The sequence below is a fragment of the Streptomyces spinosisporus genome (assembly GCF_022698145.1).
Taxonomy (GTDB): Bacteria; Actinomycetota; Actinomycetes; order Streptomycetales; family Streptomycetaceae; genus Streptomyces; species Streptomyces spinosisporus.
In genome coordinates this window covers 160,284-181,862 of the sequence record NZ_JALDAX010000001.1, presented here as the reverse complement: position 1 = coordinate 181,862, position 21,579 = coordinate 160,284, and the positions used below count along the sequence as shown (strand labels likewise).

The following is a 21,579-nucleotide window of genomic DNA, read 5'->3' as shown; positions in this document are numbered from 1 at the left end:
TTCTCCAGGACTCAGGCGGTGAACCGGATCCTCCCCGGCACCGCGGTCAGGTCAAGCAGGGTCGTGCAGGAAGTGCGGATCGTGTAGTACGGATGGGGTGAATCGCCGACAGGTATAGTCCACTTCCCGCCAACGGAGCAAGATCGAATGCAAGGTTGGCCGATGGTCTTATCCGAGTTGAGACCTCGCGGAAATATGAGCCCCCTGTGACCACCTTGCCGGAAAAATCCGCGACATAAACCCCGAATGCCACAGGCAACACCCTTGACATCACTGACCACTTGACCCACTACTGGTCTCTGCGTGGCTAAGTTGACAACGTTGTCCACAAGCCCAGGGAGGGTGCTGGCACATGGGGCACAGAACCAGGCACAGATGGGGTCCGGCCGTCGTGCTGACGGCCGCTTTTGCTATGGCGGTGGGCGCGCAGGGGGCGGCCACGGCACTTCCGGCCAAGGCACCGGCCGCCGACCGGTCGTTCGCCTCCTCTTTCGAGACGGACGATCCGGCGCCGGACTGGCTGAACACGGTCGACACCAAGGCGGACGGCAGCAAACGGGCCTCCGGTGTGGACGGGGGATACAGCAGCGGCATTCCCGGGAACGTCAACGACCATGTCACCGACGTCCGGGCCAGCGGTGAGAACACCGGCGGCGGCGAGGTGAAGGAGAACCTCGTCGACGGCGAGTCGGCCACCAAGTGGCTGGCCTTCGAGGCCACCGGCTGGGTGGAGTTCGACCTCGACAAGCCGCTGAAGATCACGAACTACGCGCTCACCTCGGCCAACGACTTCGCCGAGCGCGACCCGAAGGACTGGACCCTTCAGGGCTCCAGCGACGGCAAGGACTGGAAGACCCTCGACTCCCGCTCCGGGGAGACCTTCGGCGAGCGGTTCCAGACCAAGAAGTACGACCTCGCCGAGCCGGCCGAGTACCAGCACTTCCGGCTCGACATCACCAGGAACAACGGCGCCGCGGACATCCTGCAACTCGCCGACCTGCAGCTTTCCACCGGTGACAGCGACAACCCGGTCCCGCAGGACATGCTCTCGCTGGTCGACCACGGCCCGAGCGGCTCACCGACCGCGAAGGCGGCCGCGGGCTTCACCGGAAAGAAGGCCCTGCGTTACGCCGGACGGCACACCGCCGACGGGCGGGCGTACTCGTACAACAAGGTCTTCGACGTGAACGTGGCCGTCGACCGCGACACCCAGCTCTCCTACCGGGTGTTCCCGCAGATGGCGGACAAGGACCGGGACTACGACGCGACGAACGTCTCCGTCGACCTGGCCTTCACCGACGGGACCTACCTCAGCGACCTGGGCGCGACCGACCAGCACGGCTTCGGGCTGACGCCGCAGGCGCAGGGCGCCGCCAAGATCCTCTACGTCAACCAGTGGAACAACGTCACCTCGCGGATCGGCTCGGTCGCGGCCGGCAAGACCGTCGACCGGATCCTGGTGGCGTACGACTCCCCCAAGGGCCCAGCGAAGTTCCGCGGCTGGCTGGACGACATCGCGCTGAAGCGGGTGGCGCCCGAGAAGCCGAAGGCACATCTGTCGGACTACGCGCTGACCACCCGTGGCACCAACTCCAGCGGCAGCTTCTCGCGCGGCAACAACTTCCCCGCGACGGCCACCCCGCACGGGTTCAACTTCTGGACGCCGGTGACCAACTCGTCGTCGCTGAGCTGGCTGTACGACTACTCGCGGGCGAACAACGACGACAACCTGCCGACGATCCAGTCGTTCAGCGCGAGCCACGAGCCCAGCCCCTGGATGGGTGACCGGCAGACCTTCCAGGTGATGCCGTCGGTGGCCTCCGGCACCCCGGACACCGGCCGTGAGGTCCGTGAGCTGGCGTTCCGGCACGAGAACGAGACCGCGCGGCCGTACTACTACGGGGTGCGGTTCGAGAACGGCCTGAAGGCCGAGATGGCCCCGACCGACCACGCGGCGGCGCTGCGCTTCACCTACCCGGGCGACGACGCGAGCGTGATCTTCGACAACGTCACCGACCAGGCGGGCCTCACGCTCGACAAGGACAACGGCATCGTCACCGGCTACTCGGACGTGAAGTCCGGGCTGTCGACGGGCGCCACCCGGCTCTTCGTCTACGGCGTCTTCGACAAGAAGGTGACGGACGGGTCCTCCAGCGGGGTCAAGGGCTTTTTGCGCTTCGACGCGGGCTCCGACCACACGGTCACCCTGCGCCTGGCCACCTCGCTGATCAGCGTCGACCAGGCGAAGGACAACCTGCGCCAGGAGATCCCGGCCGGCCGGTCCTTCGACGCGGTGAAGAAGCAGGCCCAGCACACCTGGGACAAGCTGCTCGGCAAGGTCGAGGTCGAGGGTGCGACGCCGGACCAGCTGACCACGCTGTACTCCAGCATCTACCGGCTGTACCTGTACCCCAACTCCGGCTTCGAGAAGGTGGGTTCGAAGTACCAGTACGCCTCGCCGTTCTCGCCGATGCCGAACCCGGACACCCCGACCCACACCGGCGCGAAGATCGTCGACGGCAAGGTGTACGTCAACAACGGCTTCTGGGACACCTATCGGACGACCTGGCCGGCGTACTCCTTCCTAACGCCCTCTCAGGCGGGCGAGATGGTCGACGGGTTCGTGCAGCAGTACAAGGACGGCGGCTGGACCTCGCGCTGGTCCTCCCCCGGCTACGCGGACCTGATGACCGGCACCTCCTCGGACGTGGCCTTCGCGGACGCGTACGTCAAGGGCGTGAAGTTCGACGCGAAGGCGGCGTACGACGCGGCCGTGAAGAACGCGACCGTCGTCCCGCCGTCCTCCGGCGTGGGCCGCAAGGGCATGGCCACCTCGCCGTTCCTCGGCTACACGAGCACCGACACCGGTGAGGGCTTCTCGTGGGCGATGGAGGGCTACGTCAACGACTACGGCATCGCCGAGATGGGCAAGGCGCTCTACAAGAAGACCGGTGAGAAGCGCTACAAGGAGGAGTCGGAGTACTTCCTCAACCGCGCCCAGGACTACGTGAACCTCTTCGACTCCAAGGCCGGCTTCTTCCAGGGCCGGGACGCCAAGGGCGACTGGCGCGTGGACTCCGCGAAGTACGACCCGCGTGTGTGGGGCTACGACTACACGGAGACCAACGGCTGGGGCTACGCCTTCACCGCCCCGCAGGACAGCCGGGGCCTGGCCAACCTGTACGGCGGGCAGAAGGCCCTCGGGGACAAGCTGGACGAGTACTTCGCCACACCCGAGACCGCCTCTCCCGAGTTCGTCGGCTCCTACGGCGGCGTCATCCACGAGATGACCGAGGCGCGGGACGTCCGGATGGGCATGTACGGGCACTCCAACCAGGTCGCCCACCACGTCAACTACATGTACGACGCGGCCGGCGAGCCCTGGAAGGCGCAGAAGAACGTGCGCGAGGTGCTCTCCCGCCTCTACACCGGCAGCGAGATCGGGCAGGGCTACCACGGCGACGAGGACAACGGCGAGCAGTCGGCCTGGTACCTCTTCTCCTCGCTCGGCTTCTACCCGCTGGTGATGGGCAGCGGTGAGTACGCCATCGGCTCCCCGCTGTTCAAGAAGGCGACGGTGCATCTGGAGAACGGCCACGACCTGGTCGTCAGGGCGCCGAAGAACAGCACGAAGAACGTCTACGTGCAGGGGCTGAAGGTCAACGGCCGTACCTGGTCGAAGACTTCGCTGCCGAACGACCTGCTGCAGAAGGGCGGGGTGCTCGACTTCGACATGGGCTCCAAGCCCTCGAAGTGGGGCAGCGGCAAGGGCGCGGCGCCCGTGTCGATCACCAAGGACGACAAGGTGCCGACCCCGCGGGCGGACGTGCTGAAGGGCGAGGGGGCGCTGTTCGACAACACCTCGGCCACCAACGCGACCGTCACGTCCGTGGACCTGCCGGTCTCCGGTCCGGTCAAGGGCCTGCAGTACACGGTGACGTCGTCCGGCGACCACACCAAGGCGCCGACCGGCTGGACGCTCCAGGGCTCCGACGACGGAACCACCTGGAAGACGCTGGACAAGCGGTCCGGGGAGTCCTTCCGCTGGGACAGGCAGACCCGCGCGTTCTCCGTGAAGTCGCCCGGTACGTACGGCAAGTACCGCCTGGTGCTCGACGGCGAGGCGGTGGTCTCGGAGGTCGAGCTGCTCGCGTGAGCCGCTGAACAGTGAGGGGGCCGCGTCGCTCGCGACGCGGCCCCCTTGTTTTTGCTTTTACGTCAGCCGGTCGCGAGGGTGAACACGTGCAGATCCGTGTTCTGCGGCAGCTTCACGCTCGTGATCGTCTTCCCCTGCGGCGCCGCGAACGGCTTGGTGGCGAAGATGTACGTGGCCACCGGGTCCTTGTCCGCGCCCGCGACGTTGCGGTACGCGGTCTCGGCGACGACCTCGTTGCCGTACTGGACGGTGCCGCCGCCTCCGCCGACGGTCCAGTCCGTGAAGGAGAGGTCGATCGTGTCGGTGGTGCCGTCGGAGTAGGTGACCGTGGCCTTGGTCTGCTGGTTGCCGTTGACCGCGCTGCCGATGAACGACAACGAGGCCGCGGGGGCGGCGAGTTCGATGCTCTGCCCGGCCGCCGAGACATTGTCCGGGCGCGCGCTCGGCGAGTCGGGCCAAGTGAACGTCAGCCCGTCGACCGTGCCCTGCCCGCCCGGCGTGAGACCGGCCGCCGCGAGGGCCTGGCGGGAGTAGCTCCAGCCGCCGCCGTCGTAGTCGGCCTCGTCGTGGTCACCCTCGTCGTCCGAGACACCGGTGTTGTTGTAGGCGGCGAGAAGCGTGCCGGGAGCGGCCACGGTCAGGGCCACGGGCTGTTCGTACGACGTGTCGCCCGAGGTCACCGTGACCTCGGCGTCGTAGAAGCCCTGCTTGACGTCCTCGGCGGCGGAGAGGGTGATCTCCTGGGTGCCGCCGGTGACGGTGCCCTCGGCCGGCGTGGCGGTGAGCCCCTCGGGCACGTCGACCTCGAACCTCACCTCGGGCCCGCTGCCGCCGTTCATCGACAGGGCACGGATGCCGACCTTCGTGCTGTCGCCGGGTGCGATCGTCGCCGCGGTGGGGCCGACGCCGATCTGGTACGGCTGCTCGCCGTCACGGAAGGAGGGCGGTGCGTCGGCGGGGTCGCTGCCCCAGTCCTTGTCGGGCGTCGCGGAGAGCGTGTAGTCGAGCCTGCCGCCGTCGCGCACGAAGGAGGCGGGCAGCCAGGAGCGGTCGCTGGTACGGCCGTTGACCTTCAGGGAGTGGATGTACGGCGCGTCGGCCGCCGCCCCGTCGGCGCGGACGGAGATGTCGCCGCCGTGCGGGCGGTCGATCTCGATGCGCGGGAACAGCGGTGAGGCGAGGGCGAGTTCGGCCCGGGACGGCACCTGGGGGTACATGCCCATGGCGGAGAAGACGTACCAGGAGGACATGGCGCCGAGGTCGTCGTTGCCGGGGATGCCCTCCGGCTGTGTCGTCCAGAGCTGCTTCATCGCGGCCCGGACGGTCTCCTGGGTCTTGTAGGGCGCCCCCGCGTAGTCGTACAGGTAGGGCACGTTGATCGACGGCTCGTTGTCCAGCTCGGACTTGTCGCCGCCGCTGCCGGTGAACGCCCAGCTGCCGTCGCTGTCGTGGAAGAAGGAGTCGAGGCGCGCCATGGCCTGGTCCTTGCCGCCCATCGCGGCGAACAGGCCGGCCGGGTTGTGCTGCACCATCCAGGTGTACTGGGCGGCCGTGCCCTCGACGAAGCCGTTGCCGGTCGACGGGGTGAAGCCGGTGACCCAGCTGCCGTCGGCCTTGCGGTTGGCGATGTAGCCGCCGCTGGGGTCGGCCGCGATGTTGAAGTTGTTCTGCCACCACTGGGAACGCTTCGCGAAGGTGGCTGCCGTCTTCTTCTCCCCCGCGGCCGTGGCGAGCTGGGAGAGGGCGAAGTCGGCCCCGGACATCTCCAGCGTCTCGGCGGCGCCGCCCCAGGCGTTCGACACGGACGGCATGTAGTGCAGCTTCAAGTACTTGTCGAGCGAGGGCCGTTGACCGACGGAGAGCACCGGCTTGCCGGCGGAGGAGAGGTCCTGCTCGGTGGGGACGGTGGCCGCCTTGACGAGCGAGTCCAGCGCGCCGTCCAGGTCGAAGTCCGTGCCGCCGAAGGCGCGGATGCCGGCCAGGGCGGTCGGCGAGGGGTCGCCGTTCATGACGTGCGTGCCGCTCGCGCCGTGCAGCCAGCGGTCCCACACCCCGCCGTTCTGCCGGGCCAGTTCGTACAGCGACTGCGCGACGTCGGAGCCCGTGCGCGGGCTGAGGAGGGTCAGTAGCTGCACCTGGTCGCGGTAGACGTCCCAGCCGGAGAAGGTGCCGTACTGCGCCTGGTGTCCGCGCGCGACCCGGTGCACCTTGCCGTCGCTGCCGCTGTATCGGCGGTCGACGTCGCTGATGACGTTGGGGTGCATCATCGCGTGGTAGAGCGCCGTGTAGAAGGTGGTGCGCTCGGCGTCGGTGCCGCCGCCGACCCGGATGGCGCCGAGGCGTTCGCGCCAGGCGCGGTGGGCGGCATCGCGTACCGCGTCGAAGGAGCGGTGCGGCGGGTTCTCGGCGGCGAGGTTGGCGGCGGCGCCCGCCTGGCTGACGTAGGAGATGCCGACCTTGACGTTCACGGGTCCTGAGCCGGGCTCGAACTCGACGTAGCCGCCGGCGCCCTTGCCCGCGACGGGCTGTCCGCCATTGGAGAAGCCGCCGGTGCCGCCGCTCGCCTCGGTCGAGCCGGGGCTGAGCTTGTCGTCCTGCCAGGTGCCGGTCGCCTTGAAGGCGCGGTCGAAGCGGGCGGTGAAGTGGAGGGTGTAGTAGGCGCGTTGGCCCTCCGGGTCGAGGTAGCCGCAGAAGTTGCCGGAGGTGACCGAGCCGGAGACAGTACGGGTCTTCGGGTCGATGTGTACGTCCGAAGCGCTGGAGCCCACTTCGGAGTTGGCGGTGCGGATGAGCAGGGAGGCGGGCTTGTCGGCCGGGAAGGTGAAGCGGCCCGAGCCGGTCCGGGCCGTCGCCGCGAGGTCCGCGGTCACGCCGGACGCGAGCCGCACCTTGTAGTGGCCGGGCTCCGTGGTCTCGTCGTCGTGGCTGAAGCCGGAGGCGTAGACGGCGTCCTTGGTGTCGCTCGCGGGCGAGGAGGTGACCTCGCCGGCGTAAGGGAAGAACGGGATGTCGCCGCTGCCGCCCGCACAGCCGGTGCCGGACATATGGGTGAGGCTGAAGCCGCGGATGCGGGTGGCGTCGTACTGGTAGCCGCCGGGCGCGGCGGTTCTGGTCGCGTCGCCCCTGGTGTTCTCCGGGCTCCACGAGAGCATGCCGAAGGGCGTGACGGCGCCCGGGAAGACGTTGCCGCCGTTCCGGGTGCCGATGAGCGGATCGACGTACGCGGCCGGGTCCTTGACCAGGTCCGGTGGTGAGGTCGTCGCCGCGAGGGCGGGGGTGGCGCCGCCGACCGCGAGTACCGCGGCCAGCAGCAGGGACGTAGGACGGAAACGCATGGGGCGGCCCCTCCTCCTTCGGACGGGTCGCGCACCACAGGTCGCACAAGCCGCAGGGACAGTAGCGTGCGCCACGCGTACCACGGAAGAGCGCGTGGGGGCGCGGGGGCTCGCGCGGAAGGCGCCCGGACGGGTTCGGCCGCCAACTGTCTTGACATCGTTGTCCGTTCAAGCGGTAAGGTTGCATACAGACTATCAGACAACGTTGTCGCAGCACTGCGTCGCCACAAGCCAGCACCATCCGGACCAGGTACTCCCCCGGCCTGCCCGGCTCGCGGACCCGGTGGCCCGACACACCCCACCGGGTCCGCCCTGAGCGGAGGCGTCAGCCGGACGTGGCCGTTCCGTCCCTGTTCCTGTCCCAGTCCTCGTCCAGCGGGTCGCCCGGGAGCCACAGGCTGACCCGGGCGCGTCCCGGCTCGGTCTCCCAGGCGGAGCGGTCCGGGTTCCAGCGGAGTGTGGCCTCCTGGAGCGACTCGTCGGCGAAGTCGACCTGCTGGAGCGCGGCGAGGGCCGCTGCGTCGACGCGGGAGTCGATGGCGACGCGCACGTCGGTCTCCCGGTCGCCGAGGACGACACGGCCGGGCTCGGCGTTCCGCCGCGACGAGCGGCCGTGCCGGCCGATGATCCGGCACAGGGCCCGGTAGGCGTCCTCACCGGCGCGCTGGGCCAGCGTCTGCACGAACGGCAGCACGAGGGTGGTGATCCCGACGGTGTAGACCACGCTCAGCGTGTCGATGCCGCGCGCAGGGGACGTACGGAGCTCGTCCGCGTCCAACCGCGGGTACCGGGCCGACAGTTCCTCGACCGCACGAGAGGCCCGCCTCAGCAGTTCGTCCGCCTCGGCGAGCGCGTCCGCCTCGAACTCCGGCCCGTCGTCCCGCAGTTCCGCCCCCAGGGCACCGAGCTGTTCCAGGCTCGCGATCAACTCGGCCCGCCAGTGGGGCAGTCGTTCTTCGTTGGCCATGCCACGCACTCTAGATCGCGGCTTCGCCGCGGGTGCGGGATCGGATGCGATCCGAGGTGGCCTGTGGCGAACCGCCAACCGCCGGTAGCGTGAAGAGATGCGGTGGAGGAGAAGTCGGGGGACGGACGGGACGACCGGGTCACCGCCCGTCCCGGACGGTGACACCCGCGACATCCGGGATGTGCTCGCCGAGTCGGTCACGGCCGTGAACGGTGCGTCGGCATCCGACGACCCGGCCGCCCTGCGATCGGCGGTCGACGCGCTGCTGAGCACCTTGCAGCGGGCGCCGGCGGACTACCCGTACCGCGGCCTGTGTCTCGGCGCGGCGGGCGACGGGCTTCGCTTCCTGTTCCAAATGACCGGACGGCGCGGCGATCTGGACGCCGCCGTGGAGTGCGAAGAGCGGGCCCTGGCCGCCGTGCCCCGGGACGACCCCCAACGCCCCTTGCTCCTGAACAAGTTGGCGGAGTGCTGTCGCGCGCGGTTCGCGGAGGCCGGTGACCTCGCCGACCTGGACGCGGCGGTCGCGTGGTCGAGGGAGGGCCTGGAACTCGCCGAACCGGGCGGGAAGCAGCACACCGAGGCACTGTTCGGGCTCGGGCTCGCCTTCCACCGCCGCTACCACGCCGTCGGCGGCGCGGACGCCCGTGACGCGGCGATCGAGTGGTACGAGCGCGCGCTGACCGCCGAGCCGACGCCGGCCTGGGACCGCGCGACCGTGCTGGGCCATCTCGAGATCGCCTACCGGGACCGGTTCGCCGAGAGCGGGGACCGCGAGGATCTCGACCGTGCGGCCGACAGCTGCGAGCGCGCGCTGGCGCTGCCCATCGCCGAACCGGACCACCGCAGGAACCTGCTGATCGACCTCACCGCCGTCCACCAGCAGCTGTTCGACCTTTACGGAGCGCCCGAGGACGCGGACGCGTCGATCCGGAACGCGGAGCGCGTCCTCGCGGCGACGGAGGCCGGTGATCCGTCACGGCCCCTGATACTGCGGCTGACCGCCGAGTCCTACCAACGCAGGTTCAGCACCCGGGGTGATGCCGCCGATCTCGACGCCTGCATCGCCCACGGCGAGGAGGCCTCGACCCTGCTCGGCCCCCGGGATCCGGACAAGGCCCGGCTGCTGGCCAACCTCTGCGTCGACCACACGGAGCGGCACCGCCTGACCGGCGACCGGGCGGACCTGGACACCGCCGTGGAGCGGGGACGTGCGGCGCTCGCGGCAACCGGCCCGGGGCATCCGGACCGTCCGCAGATCCTCGGCCAGCTGGCCGCGGCGCACGGCCTCCGCTTCGCCCGGTGGGGAGAACCCGGTGATCTCGATGCCGACATCGACCTGTCGGAGCAGGCGCTGGCCCTCGCCCCGGCCGACCACCGCGGCATCGCGCTGACCAACCTCGCCTCCACCCTGGCCAGGCGCTACCGGCTCACCGGTGAACCCCGCGATCTCAACCGGTGCATCGAAGCCGGCGAAGAGGCCCTGGCCGACCCGGGGTTGAGCCCAGAGCAGCGCAGCGTCTGCCTCGGCACCCTCTCGGTCGCCCATCGGTACCGCTACGAGCACTTCGGCGCCCAAGCCGACCTGGACCACGCCATCGACCTCGGCCACAGGGCGGTGCGGTCGCTGGGCGACGACCATGTCGAGCGCGCGTCCCGGCTGGACAGCCTGGCCAGTGCGTACGCGGCGCAGTTCGCCCGCAGCCGGGAACGCGACGATCTCGACACCGCCGTCGAACTCGGCGAGCAGGCGCTCGCCTGCAGCCCTCTCGGCCCCGCGCAGCAGGCGCTGTTCCGGTCCAACCTCGCCGGGCATCTCCTGGAGCGCTTCGGGGCCGACCACGACCCCGCCGACCTGGAAGCGAGCATCGACTACAGCCGGAAGGCGCTCGACGGGACCGCGTCCGACGACCCGGACCGGCCGCGCACCGCCGCCGCGCTCGCCGGGGCGCTGTTCCACCGCCACCAGCGCGGCACGGGGCCGGCGACGGACCTCGACGAGGCGGTGAGCCTCATCGAGTGGTCGGTGGCCGCCTCCGGCGGCACGCACGCGCCCGCGCGGCTGGACCTGCTCAACAACCTCGCGGTCGCCTACCGGGAACGGCACGAACGGGCCGGCGGCGCGGGCATCCCGGCGGACGCGGTGTCCCGGCTCGTCGAGGCCGCCTCCAGGGCCGCCGCGACCGCGACGCCGGTGTCCCGGGCCACCGGGCAGCTGAACATCGCGCTGCTGGCACTGAGCACCGGCCGACTCCCCGAGGCCGCACGGGTGTTCCGCTCGGCGGTGGAGGCGCTGCCGGAGTGCGCCGTGCAGGGGATGGCGTGGTCCGACCAGGAGGAGGTCCTCGTCGGCAGCCAGGGGCTGATCGGCGAGGCAACCGCCGCCCATCTCGCCCTCGGCGATGTGTCGGGCGCGGTCGAACTGGCCGAACTGGGCCGTGGCATCCTGCTCTCCCAGCGCCTGGACGCCCGCGGTGACATCGCCGAACTCGCGGCAGCCGCACCGGAGTTGGCCGCCGAGTTCGAACAGCTCCGGGCGGAGGCGGACCGGCGGTCGTACAACCGCGTCCACGACCTGACGGGCACGGCCGCCCTGCGGCGCTCACCGCTCGACACCGCCGACCGGTGGAACGACCTGCTGCGCCGCATCCGTGAACTGCCCGGTCTCGCCGGCTTTCTGGCCCCGCCCCGCGCCGCCGACCTGCGGCGAGCCGCCGCGGACGGTTGCGTGGTGCTCGTCAACGTGAGCTCGCTCGGCGGGGACGCGGTTCTGATACGGCCCGACTCGCTGGACCGGGTGCCGCTGCCCGGCCTGACCGCCGAGGACGCCCAGGCCCACGCCCACGCCCTGGCCGGGCTTGAACCCGTACCCGGCCACGAGGGCCGGAAGATGACCTATCTGGGGTCCGGCGGGGCCACGCCCGAGCTGCTGGAGTGGCTGTGGGAGACGACCGTCGAACCGGTGCTGGCCGCGCTGGGCCGGCTCGGCCCGTCCGTCCCCGGTGAGCCGCTGCCGAGGGTGTGGTGGGTACCCACCGGCCCCCTCGCCCTGTTGCCGCTGCACGCGGCCGGCCGGCGCGGGGGCCCGTCGGCCCTCGACCACGTCGTCAGTTCGTACGCCCCCACGGTCCGGGCGCTGCTGCACGCCCGGCAGCGGCCGGTCGCCGAGACCCGCACCCAACTGGCCGTCACCATGCGGCACACCCCGGGCATGCCCGACCTGACCGGCACCGCGGCCGAAGCGGCGCGGCTGCTCGCCGGCCGTCCCGACGCCGTCGCGCTGTCCGACGCCGACGCCACGGCGGCCGCCGTGCTGGACGCGCTGCCCCGGGCCAGTTGGGCGCACTTCGCGTGCCATGCGAGCGGTCACCCGGTCAAGCCGTCGCGCAACACGCTGCATCTGCACGACACCCGGCTGCCCGTCCCGGAGATCAGCAGGCTGCGGCTGCGCTCCGGTGAACTGGCCTATCTGTCGGCGTGTTCGACCGGGCAGGGCAGCGTCTACCAGGCCGACGAGGCGATCCATCTGGCGTCCGCCTTCCAGCTCGCCGGGTACCGTCATGTCGTCGCCACGCTGTGGTCGGTCAACGACACGGTCGCGGCCATGGCGGCCCGCCGCTTCTACCGCCTGCTCGGTGACTCCCCGACGGCGGACGGCGCCGCGAACGCCCTGCACGAGGTGACCCGACGGCTGCGCGACCGGTTCCCCGACGCCCCCGACCTGTGGGCGCCGTTCGTCCACAGCGGTCCCTGAGCCGTTCCATGGCCGGGTTGGTGTCCGGCCGTTCGTGAAGCGCTCAGGCCCGGCCGTTCGAGAAGAGCCGCCACCGTCCTCGGGGGCGTAGCTGGAGCCGGGCGTTCATCTTCGCGACGAAGTTCGCGGACCTGCGCTTCATGCCCAGATCGTTCATGAGCCCGGCGAGTTGGCTCGCGACCCGCGCCGCTCCGGCGGGGTCCGACGCGTCGCGGGCGCGGCGCAGCAGTTCCATGCCGGCCATGGACGCCTCGTACTTGGCGTCGGAGATCTGCCCGGCGCGGTGCAGCAGGATGGCGTAATTGACCCTGGCCGAGGCGTAATTGACGCTGCCCCTGTGGTCGCCCCTGCGGTGCACGTGGGCATACAGCCGTACGGCCTCCACGGCCGGGGCCCGCGCCTCCTCCCACCGCTCGTGTGCGACGAGCGCCGCGACCTGGAGGTCCAGCCCGTTGGCGAGCAGCCGCTCCTCGTCCAGGCCCGGGTTCGCCGCGAGGCGAACCCGGCTGATGGCCACGGACTCCTCGGCGGGCCCCAGCGTTTCCCGCTGACGTCCGGCTCCCTGGAGGGCCTGGCACAGGGTGTGGAGTGCGCCCACGAGTCCGCCGTCGACGTCGTACGGCGGCTCGCTGTCGAGCTCACGCCACATGGAGACGCATTCCCTGGCCGCGCTGAGCGCGGCCGCATGGTCCTGGACCTCCTGCAGCGCGTAGGCCAAGAGGGCGAGGGCCCTGGGCAGTTGGCGGTCGAACTTTCCGCCGGGGATCCGCCGGACCACCACCCTCAGCAGGCTGACGCTCTCCTCCAGGAAGGCCACGGCCTGCTGGTGTCCGCCGCGCCGGTACTCGGCGAAGCCCCGCCAGCCGAGCAGGATGCCGAGCTGCGGATAGGAGGCCGGGTTCGTGCCGAGCAGCCGCCGGTGCAGGGCGATGGCCTCGTCGCAGCGCTCCAAGAACGCGGCGGTGACAAACGCTTGAGTGTCCCTCAGCTCCTGGCACAGGGCGTAGAGCGCCAGGGCGAGTTCGGGCTCGTACGTGCCGGGATCCGTTCTGGCCAGTGAGCGGAACTCCGCCACCCTCTGCTCGGCCTCCTGCACCGCCCGCCCGGTCCCGTACGCCACTGCCGCCCCCGCATCTCGTCGGCTCCCACGCGCCTGACGCGTCACACGCACACGAACGGCACCTACCCGGCACGACTGCGGCCAATCGGCGCGGGGGCTCGGGAGAACGCGGACCCGGAGTGGGTACGACGAGGGCCGCGTTCCCCGGCGAACCGGAGAACGCGGCCCTCAACTGCCCTGCGGTGCCGCTTACTTGCGGATCAGCGAGCGCAGCACGTACTGCATGATGCCGCCGTTGCGGTAGTAGTCGGCCTCACCGGGGGTGTCGATGCGGACGACCGCGTCGAACTCGACGCCCGTGTCGGTGGTGACCTTGACCGTGCGCGGCGTGGTGCCGTTGTTGAGCTCCTCGACGCCGGTGAAGGAGAAGGTCTCCTCGCCGGTCAGGCCGAGGGACTCGGCGGTGGCACCCTCCGGGAACTGCAGCGGGAGCACGCCCATGCCGATGAGGTTCGAGCGGTGGATGCGCTCGTAGGACTCGGCGATGACGGCCTTGACGCCGAGGAGCGCGGTGCCCTTGGCGGCCCAGTCACGGGACGAGCCGGAGCCGTACTCCTTGCCGGCCAGGACGACCAGCGGGATGCCCTGCTCGATGTAGTTGCGCGAGGCGTCGTAGATGAACGACACCGGCGCGTCGGCCTGGGTGAAGTCGCGGGTGTAGCCGCCCTCGGTGCCCGGCGCGATCTGGTTGCGCAGGCGGATGTTGGCGAACGTGCCGCGGATCATGACCTCGTGGTTGCCGCGGCGCGAGCCGTAACTGTTGAAGTCGCGGCGCTGCACGCCGTGCTCCGTGAGGTACTGGCCGGCCGGGGTGTCGGCCTTGATGGCGCCGGCGGGCGAGATGTGGTCGGTGGTGACCGAGTCGCCGAGCTTGGCGAGGACGCGGGCGCCGGAGATGTCGGAGACCGGGGCCGGCTCGTGCTGCATGCCCTCGAAGTACGGGGGCTTGCGGACGTAGGTCGACTCGGCGTCCCACTCGAAGGTGTTGCCGGTCGGGATCGGCAGCGCCTGCCACTGGGCGTCGCCCGCGAAGACGTCGGAGTAGGACTTGTTGAACATGTCCTCGCCGATGGCGTTCGCCACGACGTCGTTGACCTCGGCCTCGGAGGGCCAGATGTCCTTCAGGAAGACCGGGTTGCCGTCCTGGTCGGTGCCCAGGGCGTCACGGGTGATGTCCACCTTCATGGAGCCCGCGATGGCGTACGCGACGACCAGCGGCGGGGAGGCCAGGTAGTTCATCTTGACGTCGGGGTTGATCCGGCCCTCGAAGTTGCGGTTGCCGGACAGGACCGAAGTCACCGCGAGGTCGTGGTCGTTGACCGCCTTGGAGACCTCCTCCGGCAGCGGGCCGGAGTTGCCGATGCAGGTGGTGCAGCCGTAGCCGACGAGGTTGAAGCCGACCTTGTCGAGGTACGGGGTCAGGCCCGCCTTGTCGAAGTAGTCGGTGACGACCTTGGAGCCCGGGGCGAGGGTGGTCTTGACCCACGGCTTGCGGGTCAGGCCCTTCTCGACGGCCTTCTTCGCCACGAGGGCGGCGGCGACCATGACGTACGGGTTGGAGGTGTTGGTGCAGGAGGTAATGGCCGCGACCGTCACCGCACCGTGGTCGATCTCGTACGTCGAGCCGTCGGGGGCGGTCACGGTGACCGGGTTGGACGGGGCGCCGTTCGGGGCGACGGCCGGGGCGTCGGAGGCCGGGAAGGACTCCTGGCCCGCCTCGTCCACCATGTCGACGTAGTTGCGGACGTCCTGCTTGAACTGCTCGGCGGCGTTCGCGAGGACGATGCGGTCCTGCGGGCGCTTCGGGCCGGCAATGGAGGGGACGACCGTGGAGAGGTCCAGCTCCAGCTTCTCGGAGAAGTCGGGCTCGGCCTTCGGGTCCAGCCAGAGGCCCTGCTCCTTGGCGTACGCCTCGACGAGCGCGACCTGCTGGTCGGTGCGGCCGGTCAGACGCATGTAGTTCAGCGTCTCGTCGTCCACGGGGAAGATCGCGGCCGTGGAGCCGAACTCCGGCGACATGTTGCCGATGGTGGCGCGGTTGGCGAGGCTCGTGGCCGCCACACCCTCGCCGTAGAACTCGACGAACTTGCCGACGACGCCGTGCTTGCGCAGCATCTCGGTGATGGTGAGCACCAGGTCGGTGGCGGTGGTGCCGGGCTTGAGCTCGCCCGTCAGCTTGAAGCCGACAACGCGCGGGATGAGCATGGAGACCGGCTGGCCGAGCATCGCGGCCTCGGCCTCGATGCCGCCGACGCCCCAGCCGAGGACGCCCAGGCCGTTGACCATCGTGGTGTGCGAGTCGGTGCCGACCAGGGTGTCGGGGTAGGCCTTGCCGTCGCGGACCATCACGACGCGGGCCAGCTTCTCGATGTTGACCTGGTGGACGATGCCGGTGCCGGGCGGGACGACCTTGAACTCGTCGAAGGCGGTCTGGCCCCAGCGCAGGAACTGGTAGCGCTCCTTGTTGCGGCCGTACTCCAGCTCGACGTTCTGCTGGAAGGCGTCGTTGGTGCCGAACTTGTCGGCGATGACGGAGTGGTCGATGACCAGCTCGGCCGGGGCGAGCGGGTTGATCTTCGCCGGGTCGCCGCCGAGCTCCTTGACGGCCTCACGCATGGTGGCGAGGTCCACGACACAGGGCACGCCGGTGAAGTCCTGCATGATCACGCGGGCCGGCGTGAACTGGATCTCCTGGGACGGCTGCGCCTGGGAGTCCCAGCCGCCGAGCGCGCGGATGTGGTCGGCGGTGATGTTCGCGCCGTCCTCGGTGCGGAGCAGGTTCTCCAGCAGGACCTTGAGGCTGTACGGCAGCCGGGCCGAGCCCTCCACCTTGTCCAGCCGGAAGATCTCGTACGACTCGTCGCCCACCTGCAGCGTGCTGCGGGCGTCGAAGCTGTTCGCCGACACGACAGTCTCCTTCATTGATGTGCGCGTACCCACCACACGGCAACACGTTGCGGCTACCGCCGCGTGGCGCCGCCACGGCGTCTGGACCGATCCGCTAAGGTAAGGCTAAGTTAGGTAAGCCTTACTGCTGTGGCGGCTGCGGTGCTCCTCGGCAGATATCTCGATGTCGAGATAACTCTAGTACATGGGGGCGGGATGGTCATGCCCGGCCCCACTGCGGCGTGCGCCACTGCACACCGAGTGCCACTCTCCGCCGTGCACACTCATCACCGCCCCCAACCGGGGTAACCGAGGCGAAAGTCCGAACCCTCGGAAGGAGGCACGATGCCCCTCACGTTCCGCAAGAGTTTCCGGATCCTTCCCGGTGTCCGCCTGAACATCAACCGGCACTCCTGGTCCATCACCACCGGTGGCGGTCACGGTCCCCGGCGCACCCACAGCAGTACGGGACGTCGTACGACATCGATGGATTTGCCCGGATCTTTCGGGTGGCGGCGTACCCGTGCGGCTAGGCGGCGTTGACGGCGCGTCACCCGAACGGACCCCCCAACGGGCCGCATCTCATATCTGAGATAACCTCAACCCCATGGCAGACGACTACCTCGTACGCATCGGCAGGCTCATCCGCGACGCCCGGCAGCACCGTGGCTGGACTCAGGCGCAGCTGGCGGAGGCGCTCGGCACAAGTCAGAGCGCTGTCAACCGCATCGAGCGCGGGAATCAGAACATCAGCCTTGAGATGATTGCCCGTATCGGTGAGGCCCTGGACAGCGAAATCGTCTCGCTGGGCTACTCGGGTCCGATGCATCTGCGCGTCGTCGGTGGCCGCCGGCTCTCCGGCGCCATCGACGTCAAGACGAGCAAGAACGCGTGTGTCGCGCTGCTGTGCGCGTCCCTGCTCAACAAGGGGCGCACCGTACTGCGCCGGGTGGCGCGGATCGAGGAGGTCTACCGGCTCCTGGAAGTGCTCAACTCCATCGGGGTGCGGACCCGTTGGGTCAACGACGGGGTCGACCTGGAGATCGTGCCGCCCGCCGAGCTGAACATGGCGGCGATCGACGCGGAGGCGGCCGTACGGACGCGGTCCATCATCATGTTCTTCGGACCGCTGCTGCACCGCATGGACCGCTTCAAGCTGCCGTACGCGGGCGGCTGCGACCTCGGCACGCGGACGATCGAACCGCACATGATCGCGCTGCGCCGGTTCGGGCTGGACATCACGGCCACCGAGGGGCAGTACCACGCCCTGGTGGACCGGGCGGTGCGGCCCGACCGGCCGATCGTGCTGACCGAGCGTGGGGACACCGTCACCGAGAACGCGCTGCTGGCCGCCGCCCGGGCCGACCAGGTCACCGTCATCCGCAACGCGTCCTCCAACTACATGGTCCAGGACCTGTGCTTCTTCCTGGAGGCGCTCGGCGTCCGGGTCGAGGGCATCGGCACCACGACGCTCACCGTGCACGGTGTGCCGGACATCGACGTCGACGTGGACTACTCCCCCTCGGAGGACCCGGTCGAGGCGATGAGCCTGCTGGCGGCCGCGGTGGTCACGGAGTCGGAGCTGACCGTGCGCCGGGTGCCGATCGAGTTCCTGGAGATCGAGCTGGCGGTCCTGGAGGAGATGGGGCTCGACCACGACCGCACCGCGGAGTACTTCGCGGACAACGGCCGTACGCGCCTGGTGGACCTGACCGTCCGCCCCTCCAAGCTGGAGGCGCCGATCGACAAGATCCACCCCATGCCCTTCCCGGGCCTGAACATCGACAACGTCCCCTTCTTCGCGGCGATCGCGGCCGTCGCGCAGGGCAAGACGCTGATCCACGACTGGGTCTACGACAACCGCGCGATCTACCTCACGGACCTCAACCGCCTCGGCGGCCGCCTCCAACTCCTCGACCCTCACCGGGTGTTGGTAGAGGGCCCGACCCGCTGGCGCGCCGCCGAGATGATGTGCCCACCGGCCCTGCGCCCCGCCGTGGTCGTCCTGCTGGCGATGATGGCGGCCGAGGGGACGTCCGTGCTGCGGAATGTGTACGTCATCAACCGCGGCTACGAGGATCTCGCCGAGCGGCTGAACTCGGTGGGGGCGCAGATCGAGATCTTCCGGGACATCTGAGCCCCCGAGTCCCCTGACCCCCTGTGGCGCCGGGCCCCGTACCGCGGGCCCGGCGCCGCGGTGCGTTCCGCCCTCTTTTTGTTCTACAGAACCTTGACGCCATGACGCTCTTCTGTAGACCATCGAGGACATCGGTACCCGCACCGGCGCGAGGAGGCGCTCGGCATGGTGGAGGTGTCCTTCGACCGGAGCCCGGAGACGTACCGGCACTGGAGGCTGCGTACGGACGGGCCGGTGGCCTGGCTGGAGCTGGACGTCGACGAGCAGGGCGGACTGGTGCCGGGGTACGAGCTGAAGCTCAACTCCTACGACCTCGGCGTGGACATCGAGCTGTACGACGCCGTGCAGCGGCTGCGGTTCGAGCATCCCGAGGTGCGGGCGGTGGTGGTGACCAGCGCCAAGGAGAAGGTGTTCTGCGCGGGGGCGAACATCCGGATGCTCGCGGGCTCCCCGCACGAGTGGAAGGTGAACTTCTGCAAGTTCACCAACGAGACCCGGGGCGCCATGGAGGACGCCTCCGAGCACTCGGGCCTCACCTTCATCGCCGCGGTCAACGGCTCCTGCGCGGGCGGCGGTTACGAGCTCGCGCTCGCCTGCGACCGGATCCTGCTGATCGACGACAACTCCTCCACGGTCGCGCTGCCCGAGGTGCCGCTGCTGGGCGTGCTGCCCGGCACCGGCGGGCTGACCCGGCTGACGGACAAGCGCCATGTGCGCAAGGACCTCGCCGATGTCTTCGCCACCCGCAGCGACGGCGTACGCGGCAAGACGGCCGTCGACTGGCGGCTGGTGGACGAGGTGGTGCCGCGCCGGGACTTCCGTGCGGTCGTCGAGCAGCGGGCGCGGGAGGCCGCGGCGCGCCATCCCCGGCCGGCGGACGTGCGGGGCATGCAACTCGCCCCGCTGGAGCGGGAGATCAGCGACAAGGGGATCTTCTACCGGTATGTGCGGGGCGAGTTCGATCGTCCGCGAGGGCTGGTCCGGATCACCGTCCGCGGGCCCGGCGACCAGGGCGGCTGGCTGCTCGACCTCACCCGTGAGCTCGACGACCTGATCCTGCGGCTGCGGGCGAACGAGCCCGAGCTGGGCACCTGGGTGCTGCGCACCGAGGGCGACCGCGAGCGCGTACTCGCCGAGGAACAGCGGTTGTCGAGCGCGAAGGACGACTGGCTGGCGAACGAGATCCTGCACTACTACAAGCGCACCCTGAAGCGCCTCGACGTCACCAGCCGCAGCCTCGTCGCCCTGATCGAGCCCGGCAGCTGCTTCGCCGGGCTACTGCTGGAGCTCGCCCTCGCCTGCGACGTCCAGTACATGCTGGACGGGCCACCGATCGAGGACCCGGACAGCGAGGAGCGCGCCGAACTCGCCCTGTCCGAGGCCAACTTCGGCACCTTCCCCATGGGCAACGGACTGTCGCGCCTCCAGTCCCGTTTCTACGGCCACGAGGATCACCTCGACTGGCTGCGGCGGGAGGCGGGGCACCCGCTGTCCGCCGCCCGGGCCCGCGATCTGGGTCTCGTCACCGACGCTCCCGACGACCTCGACTGGGAGGACGCGATCCGCATCGTCCTGGAGAACCGGGCGGCGCTGAGCCCGGACGCGCTCACCGGGATGGAGGCGAACCACCGGTTCACCGGCCCGGAGACCATGGAGACCAAGATCTTCGGGCGGCTCAGCGCGTGGCAGAACTGGATCTTCGTACGCCCCAATGCCTCGGGTCCCGACGGCGCGTTGCGCCGCTACGGCACCGGGCAGCGGGCGGTCTACGACCGGAAGCGAGTGTGACCCGATGCCCACCGCCATCGACTACGACTCCAAGATCCCCAACAATGTCGGCCTGGCCGACGACCGCCGGCTGCAGCGCGCGCTGGAGGGCTGGCAGCCCAAGTTCCTCGGCTGGTGGGGCGAGATGGGCCCGTCGCTGGAGAACCACGGCGTCTATCTGCGGACGGCCGTGTCGGTGGGCCGCGACGGCTGGGCGCACTTCGATCACGTCAACGTGCCCGACTACCGCTGGGGCATCTTCCTCGCCGAGCCCACCCCGGACCGCCGGGTCGCCTTCGGCGAGCACAAGGGCGAGCCGGTCTGGCAGCAGGTGCCCGGCGAGTACCGCGCCGATCTGCAGCGGCTGATCGTCGTCCAGGGCGACACCGAGCCCGCCTCGGTGGAGCAGCAGCGCCTGCTGGGGCTGAGCGCGCCGAGCCTGTACGACCTGCGCAACCTCTTCCAGGTCAATGTGGAGGAGGGGCGGCATCTGTGGGCGATGGTGTATCTGCTGCACGCCTACTTCGGCCGCGAGGGGCGCGAGGAGGCGGAGGCGCTGCTGTACCGCAACTCCGGCAGCCCCGACTCGCCGCGCATCCTGGGCGCGTTCAACGAGGAGACCGCCGACTGGCTGGCCTTCTACATGTTCACGTACTTCACCGACCGGGACGGCAAGTACCAGCTGGGCTCACTCAAGGAGAGCGCCTTCGATCCGCTGTCGCGGACCTGCGTCTTCATGCTGAAGGAGGAGGCGCACCACATGATGGTGGGCACCACCGGGGTCGACCGGGTGGTCACCCGCAGCGCCCAACTGGTGCGAGAGCACGACACGTTGGACATCGCGGCCTGCGGCGGCATCCCGCTCGACATCATCCAGAAGTACATCAACTTCCACTACACGGTCTCGCTGGACCTGTTCGGCAGCGAGACCTCCACCAACGCGGCCAACTACTACACGGCCGGTCTCAAGGGCCGCTGGCAGGAAGAGCGGCGCGGCGACGACCATCGACTCACCGAGGACGGCGTGCGGTTGGACAAGCCGGCCCCGGACGGCACCTGGGCGGTCGACGAGGTGCCCGCGCTGCTCGCCCTCAATCTGGATCTGCGCGACGAGTACATCGCCGACTGCCGGACGGGCGTCAAGCGCTGGAACCGCATCCTTCAGGAGCACGGCATCGACGTCCGGCTGACGCTCCCGCACCCCGGCTTCAACCGCGGTGTCGGCCTCGCCTCGGGTCATCACATCACGCCCGACGGCACGATCGTCGACGAGGAGACCTGGGAGGCGAGCCGCGGGAAGTGGCTGCCGACGGCCGAAGACCTGGCGTTCGTACGGTCGTTGATGCAGCCGGTGTACGAGCGCGGGAAGATCGCGAGCTGGGTGGCGCCGCCGACGAGCGGCATCAACGGCAAGCCGTTCGACTACGAGTACGTCCGACTGGTGTGAGGCGGCCGTC

At 70.0% G+C, this 21,579-nt stretch carries 10 protein-coding genes; 6 read left to right on the top strand and 4 right to left on the bottom strand.

Features of this window, described 5'->3' with window-relative positions:
* The first annotated feature begins 352 nt into the window (after positions 1-352).
* The gene (locus tag MQN93_RS00785) at positions 353-4,156 is read left to right on the top strand and encodes a GH92 family glycosyl hydrolase (protein WP_242707863.1); all 3,804 of its coding nucleotides are present in this window, start codon (positions 353-355) and stop codon (positions 4,154-4,156) included.
* Between the two features lie 62 nt (positions 4,157-4,218).
* Here MQN93_RS00785 and MQN93_RS00780 read toward each other — a convergent pair whose 3' ends face one another.
* Together MQN93_RS00780 and MQN93_RS00775 are read right to left on the bottom strand one after the other, a co-directional pair.
* Positions 4,219-7,491: a GH92 family glycosyl hydrolase gene (locus MQN93_RS00780; protein ID WP_242707862.1), complete on the bottom strand. Its 3,273-nt coding sequence runs from the start codon at positions 7,489-7,491 to the stop codon at positions 4,219-4,221.
* Positions 7,492-7,816: 325 nt separating this feature from the next.
* Complete coding sequence (locus tag MQN93_RS00775) at positions 7,817-8,458, bottom strand: hypothetical protein (RefSeq protein WP_242707861.1); 642 nt, start codon at positions 8,456-8,458, stop codon at positions 7,817-7,819.
* Between the two features lie 97 nt (positions 8,459-8,555).
* On the opposite strand from MQN93_RS00775, the gene MQN93_RS00770 reads away from it, so the two are divergent.
* Positions 8,556-12,212 (top strand): CHAT domain-containing protein, encoded by a 3,657-nt coding sequence (locus tag MQN93_RS00770; RefSeq protein ID WP_242707860.1) that lies wholly within the window; start codon positions 8,556-8,558, stop codon positions 12,210-12,212.
* Between the two features lie 43 nt (positions 12,213-12,255).
* On the opposite strand, the gene MQN93_RS00765 is transcribed toward MQN93_RS00770, so the two are convergent.
* Positions 12,256-13,332 carry a hypothetical protein gene (locus MQN93_RS00765; RefSeq protein ID WP_242707859.1) on the bottom strand — a complete coding sequence of 359 codons (1,077 nt, stop codon included), beginning with the start codon at positions 13,330-13,332 and terminating at the stop codon, positions 12,256-12,258.
* Between the two features lie 189 nt (positions 13,333-13,521).
* Positions 13,522-16,239, bottom strand: coding sequence for an aconitate hydratase AcnA (gene acnA / locus MQN93_RS00760; RefSeq protein WP_308404221.1), 2,718 nt, complete (start codon positions 16,237-16,239; stop codon positions 13,522-13,524).
* Between the two features lie 324 nt (positions 16,240-16,563).
* On the opposite strand from acnA, the gene MQN93_RS00755 reads away from it, so the two are divergent.
* The 4 genes from MQN93_RS00755 (at position 16,564) to boxB (ending at position 21,569) form a co-directional block, all read left to right on the top strand.
* Positions 16,564-16,761 (top strand): DUF4236 domain-containing protein, encoded by a 198-nt coding sequence (locus tag MQN93_RS00755; protein WP_242707857.1) that lies wholly within the window; start codon positions 16,564-16,566, stop codon positions 16,759-16,761.
* A gap of 64 nt (positions 16,762-16,825) precedes the next feature.
* Positions 16,826-18,355 (top strand): helix-turn-helix domain-containing protein, encoded by a 1,530-nt coding sequence (locus MQN93_RS00750; protein ID WP_242707856.1) that lies wholly within the window; start codon positions 16,826-16,828, stop codon positions 18,353-18,355.
* Positions 18,356-18,520: 165 nt separating this feature from the next.
* The gene (boxC, locus tag MQN93_RS00745; RefSeq protein WP_242707855.1) at positions 18,521-20,143 is read left to right on the top strand and encodes a 2,3-epoxybenzoyl-CoA dihydrolase; all 1,623 of its coding nucleotides are present in this window, start codon (positions 18,521-18,523) and stop codon (positions 20,141-20,143) included.
* A gap of 4 nt (positions 20,144-20,147) precedes the next feature.
* On the top strand, positions 20,148-21,569 hold the full coding sequence (gene boxB / locus MQN93_RS00740; RefSeq protein ID WP_242707854.1) for a benzoyl-CoA 2,3-epoxidase subunit BoxB: 1,422 nt from the start codon (positions 20,148-20,150) through the stop codon (positions 21,567-21,569).
* Positions 21,570-21,579 lie beyond the last annotated feature (10 nt).

Bases quoted from the DNA above. Each gene is read 5' to 3' on its own strand.
- MQN93_RS00785 (WP_242707863.1), top strand. From the start codon at position 353: ATGGGGCACAGAACCAGGCACAGATGGGGTCCGGCCGTCGTGCTGACG.
- MQN93_RS00780 (WP_242707862.1), bottom strand. From the start codon at position 7,491: ATGCGTTTCCGTCCTACGTCCCTGCTGCTGGCCGCGGTACTCGCGGTC.
- MQN93_RS00775 (WP_242707861.1), bottom strand. From the start codon at position 8,458: ATGGCCAACGAAGAACGACTGCCCCACTGGCGGGCCGAGTTGATCGCG.
- MQN93_RS00770 (WP_242707860.1), top strand. From the start codon at position 8,556: ATGCGGTGGAGGAGAAGTCGGGGGACGGACGGGACGACCGGGTCACCG.
- MQN93_RS00755 (WP_242707857.1), top strand. From the start codon at position 16,564: ATGCCCCTCACGTTCCGCAAGAGTTTCCGGATCCTTCCCGGTGTCCGC.
- MQN93_RS00750 (WP_242707856.1), top strand. From the start codon at position 16,826: ATGGCAGACGACTACCTCGTACGCATCGGCAGGCTCATCCGCGACGCC.
- boxC (WP_242707855.1), top strand. From the start codon at position 18,521: ATGGTGGAGGTGTCCTTCGACCGGAGCCCGGAGACGTACCGGCACTGG.
- boxB (WP_242707854.1), top strand. From the start codon at position 20,148: ATGCCCACCGCCATCGACTACGACTCCAAGATCCCCAACAATGTCGGC.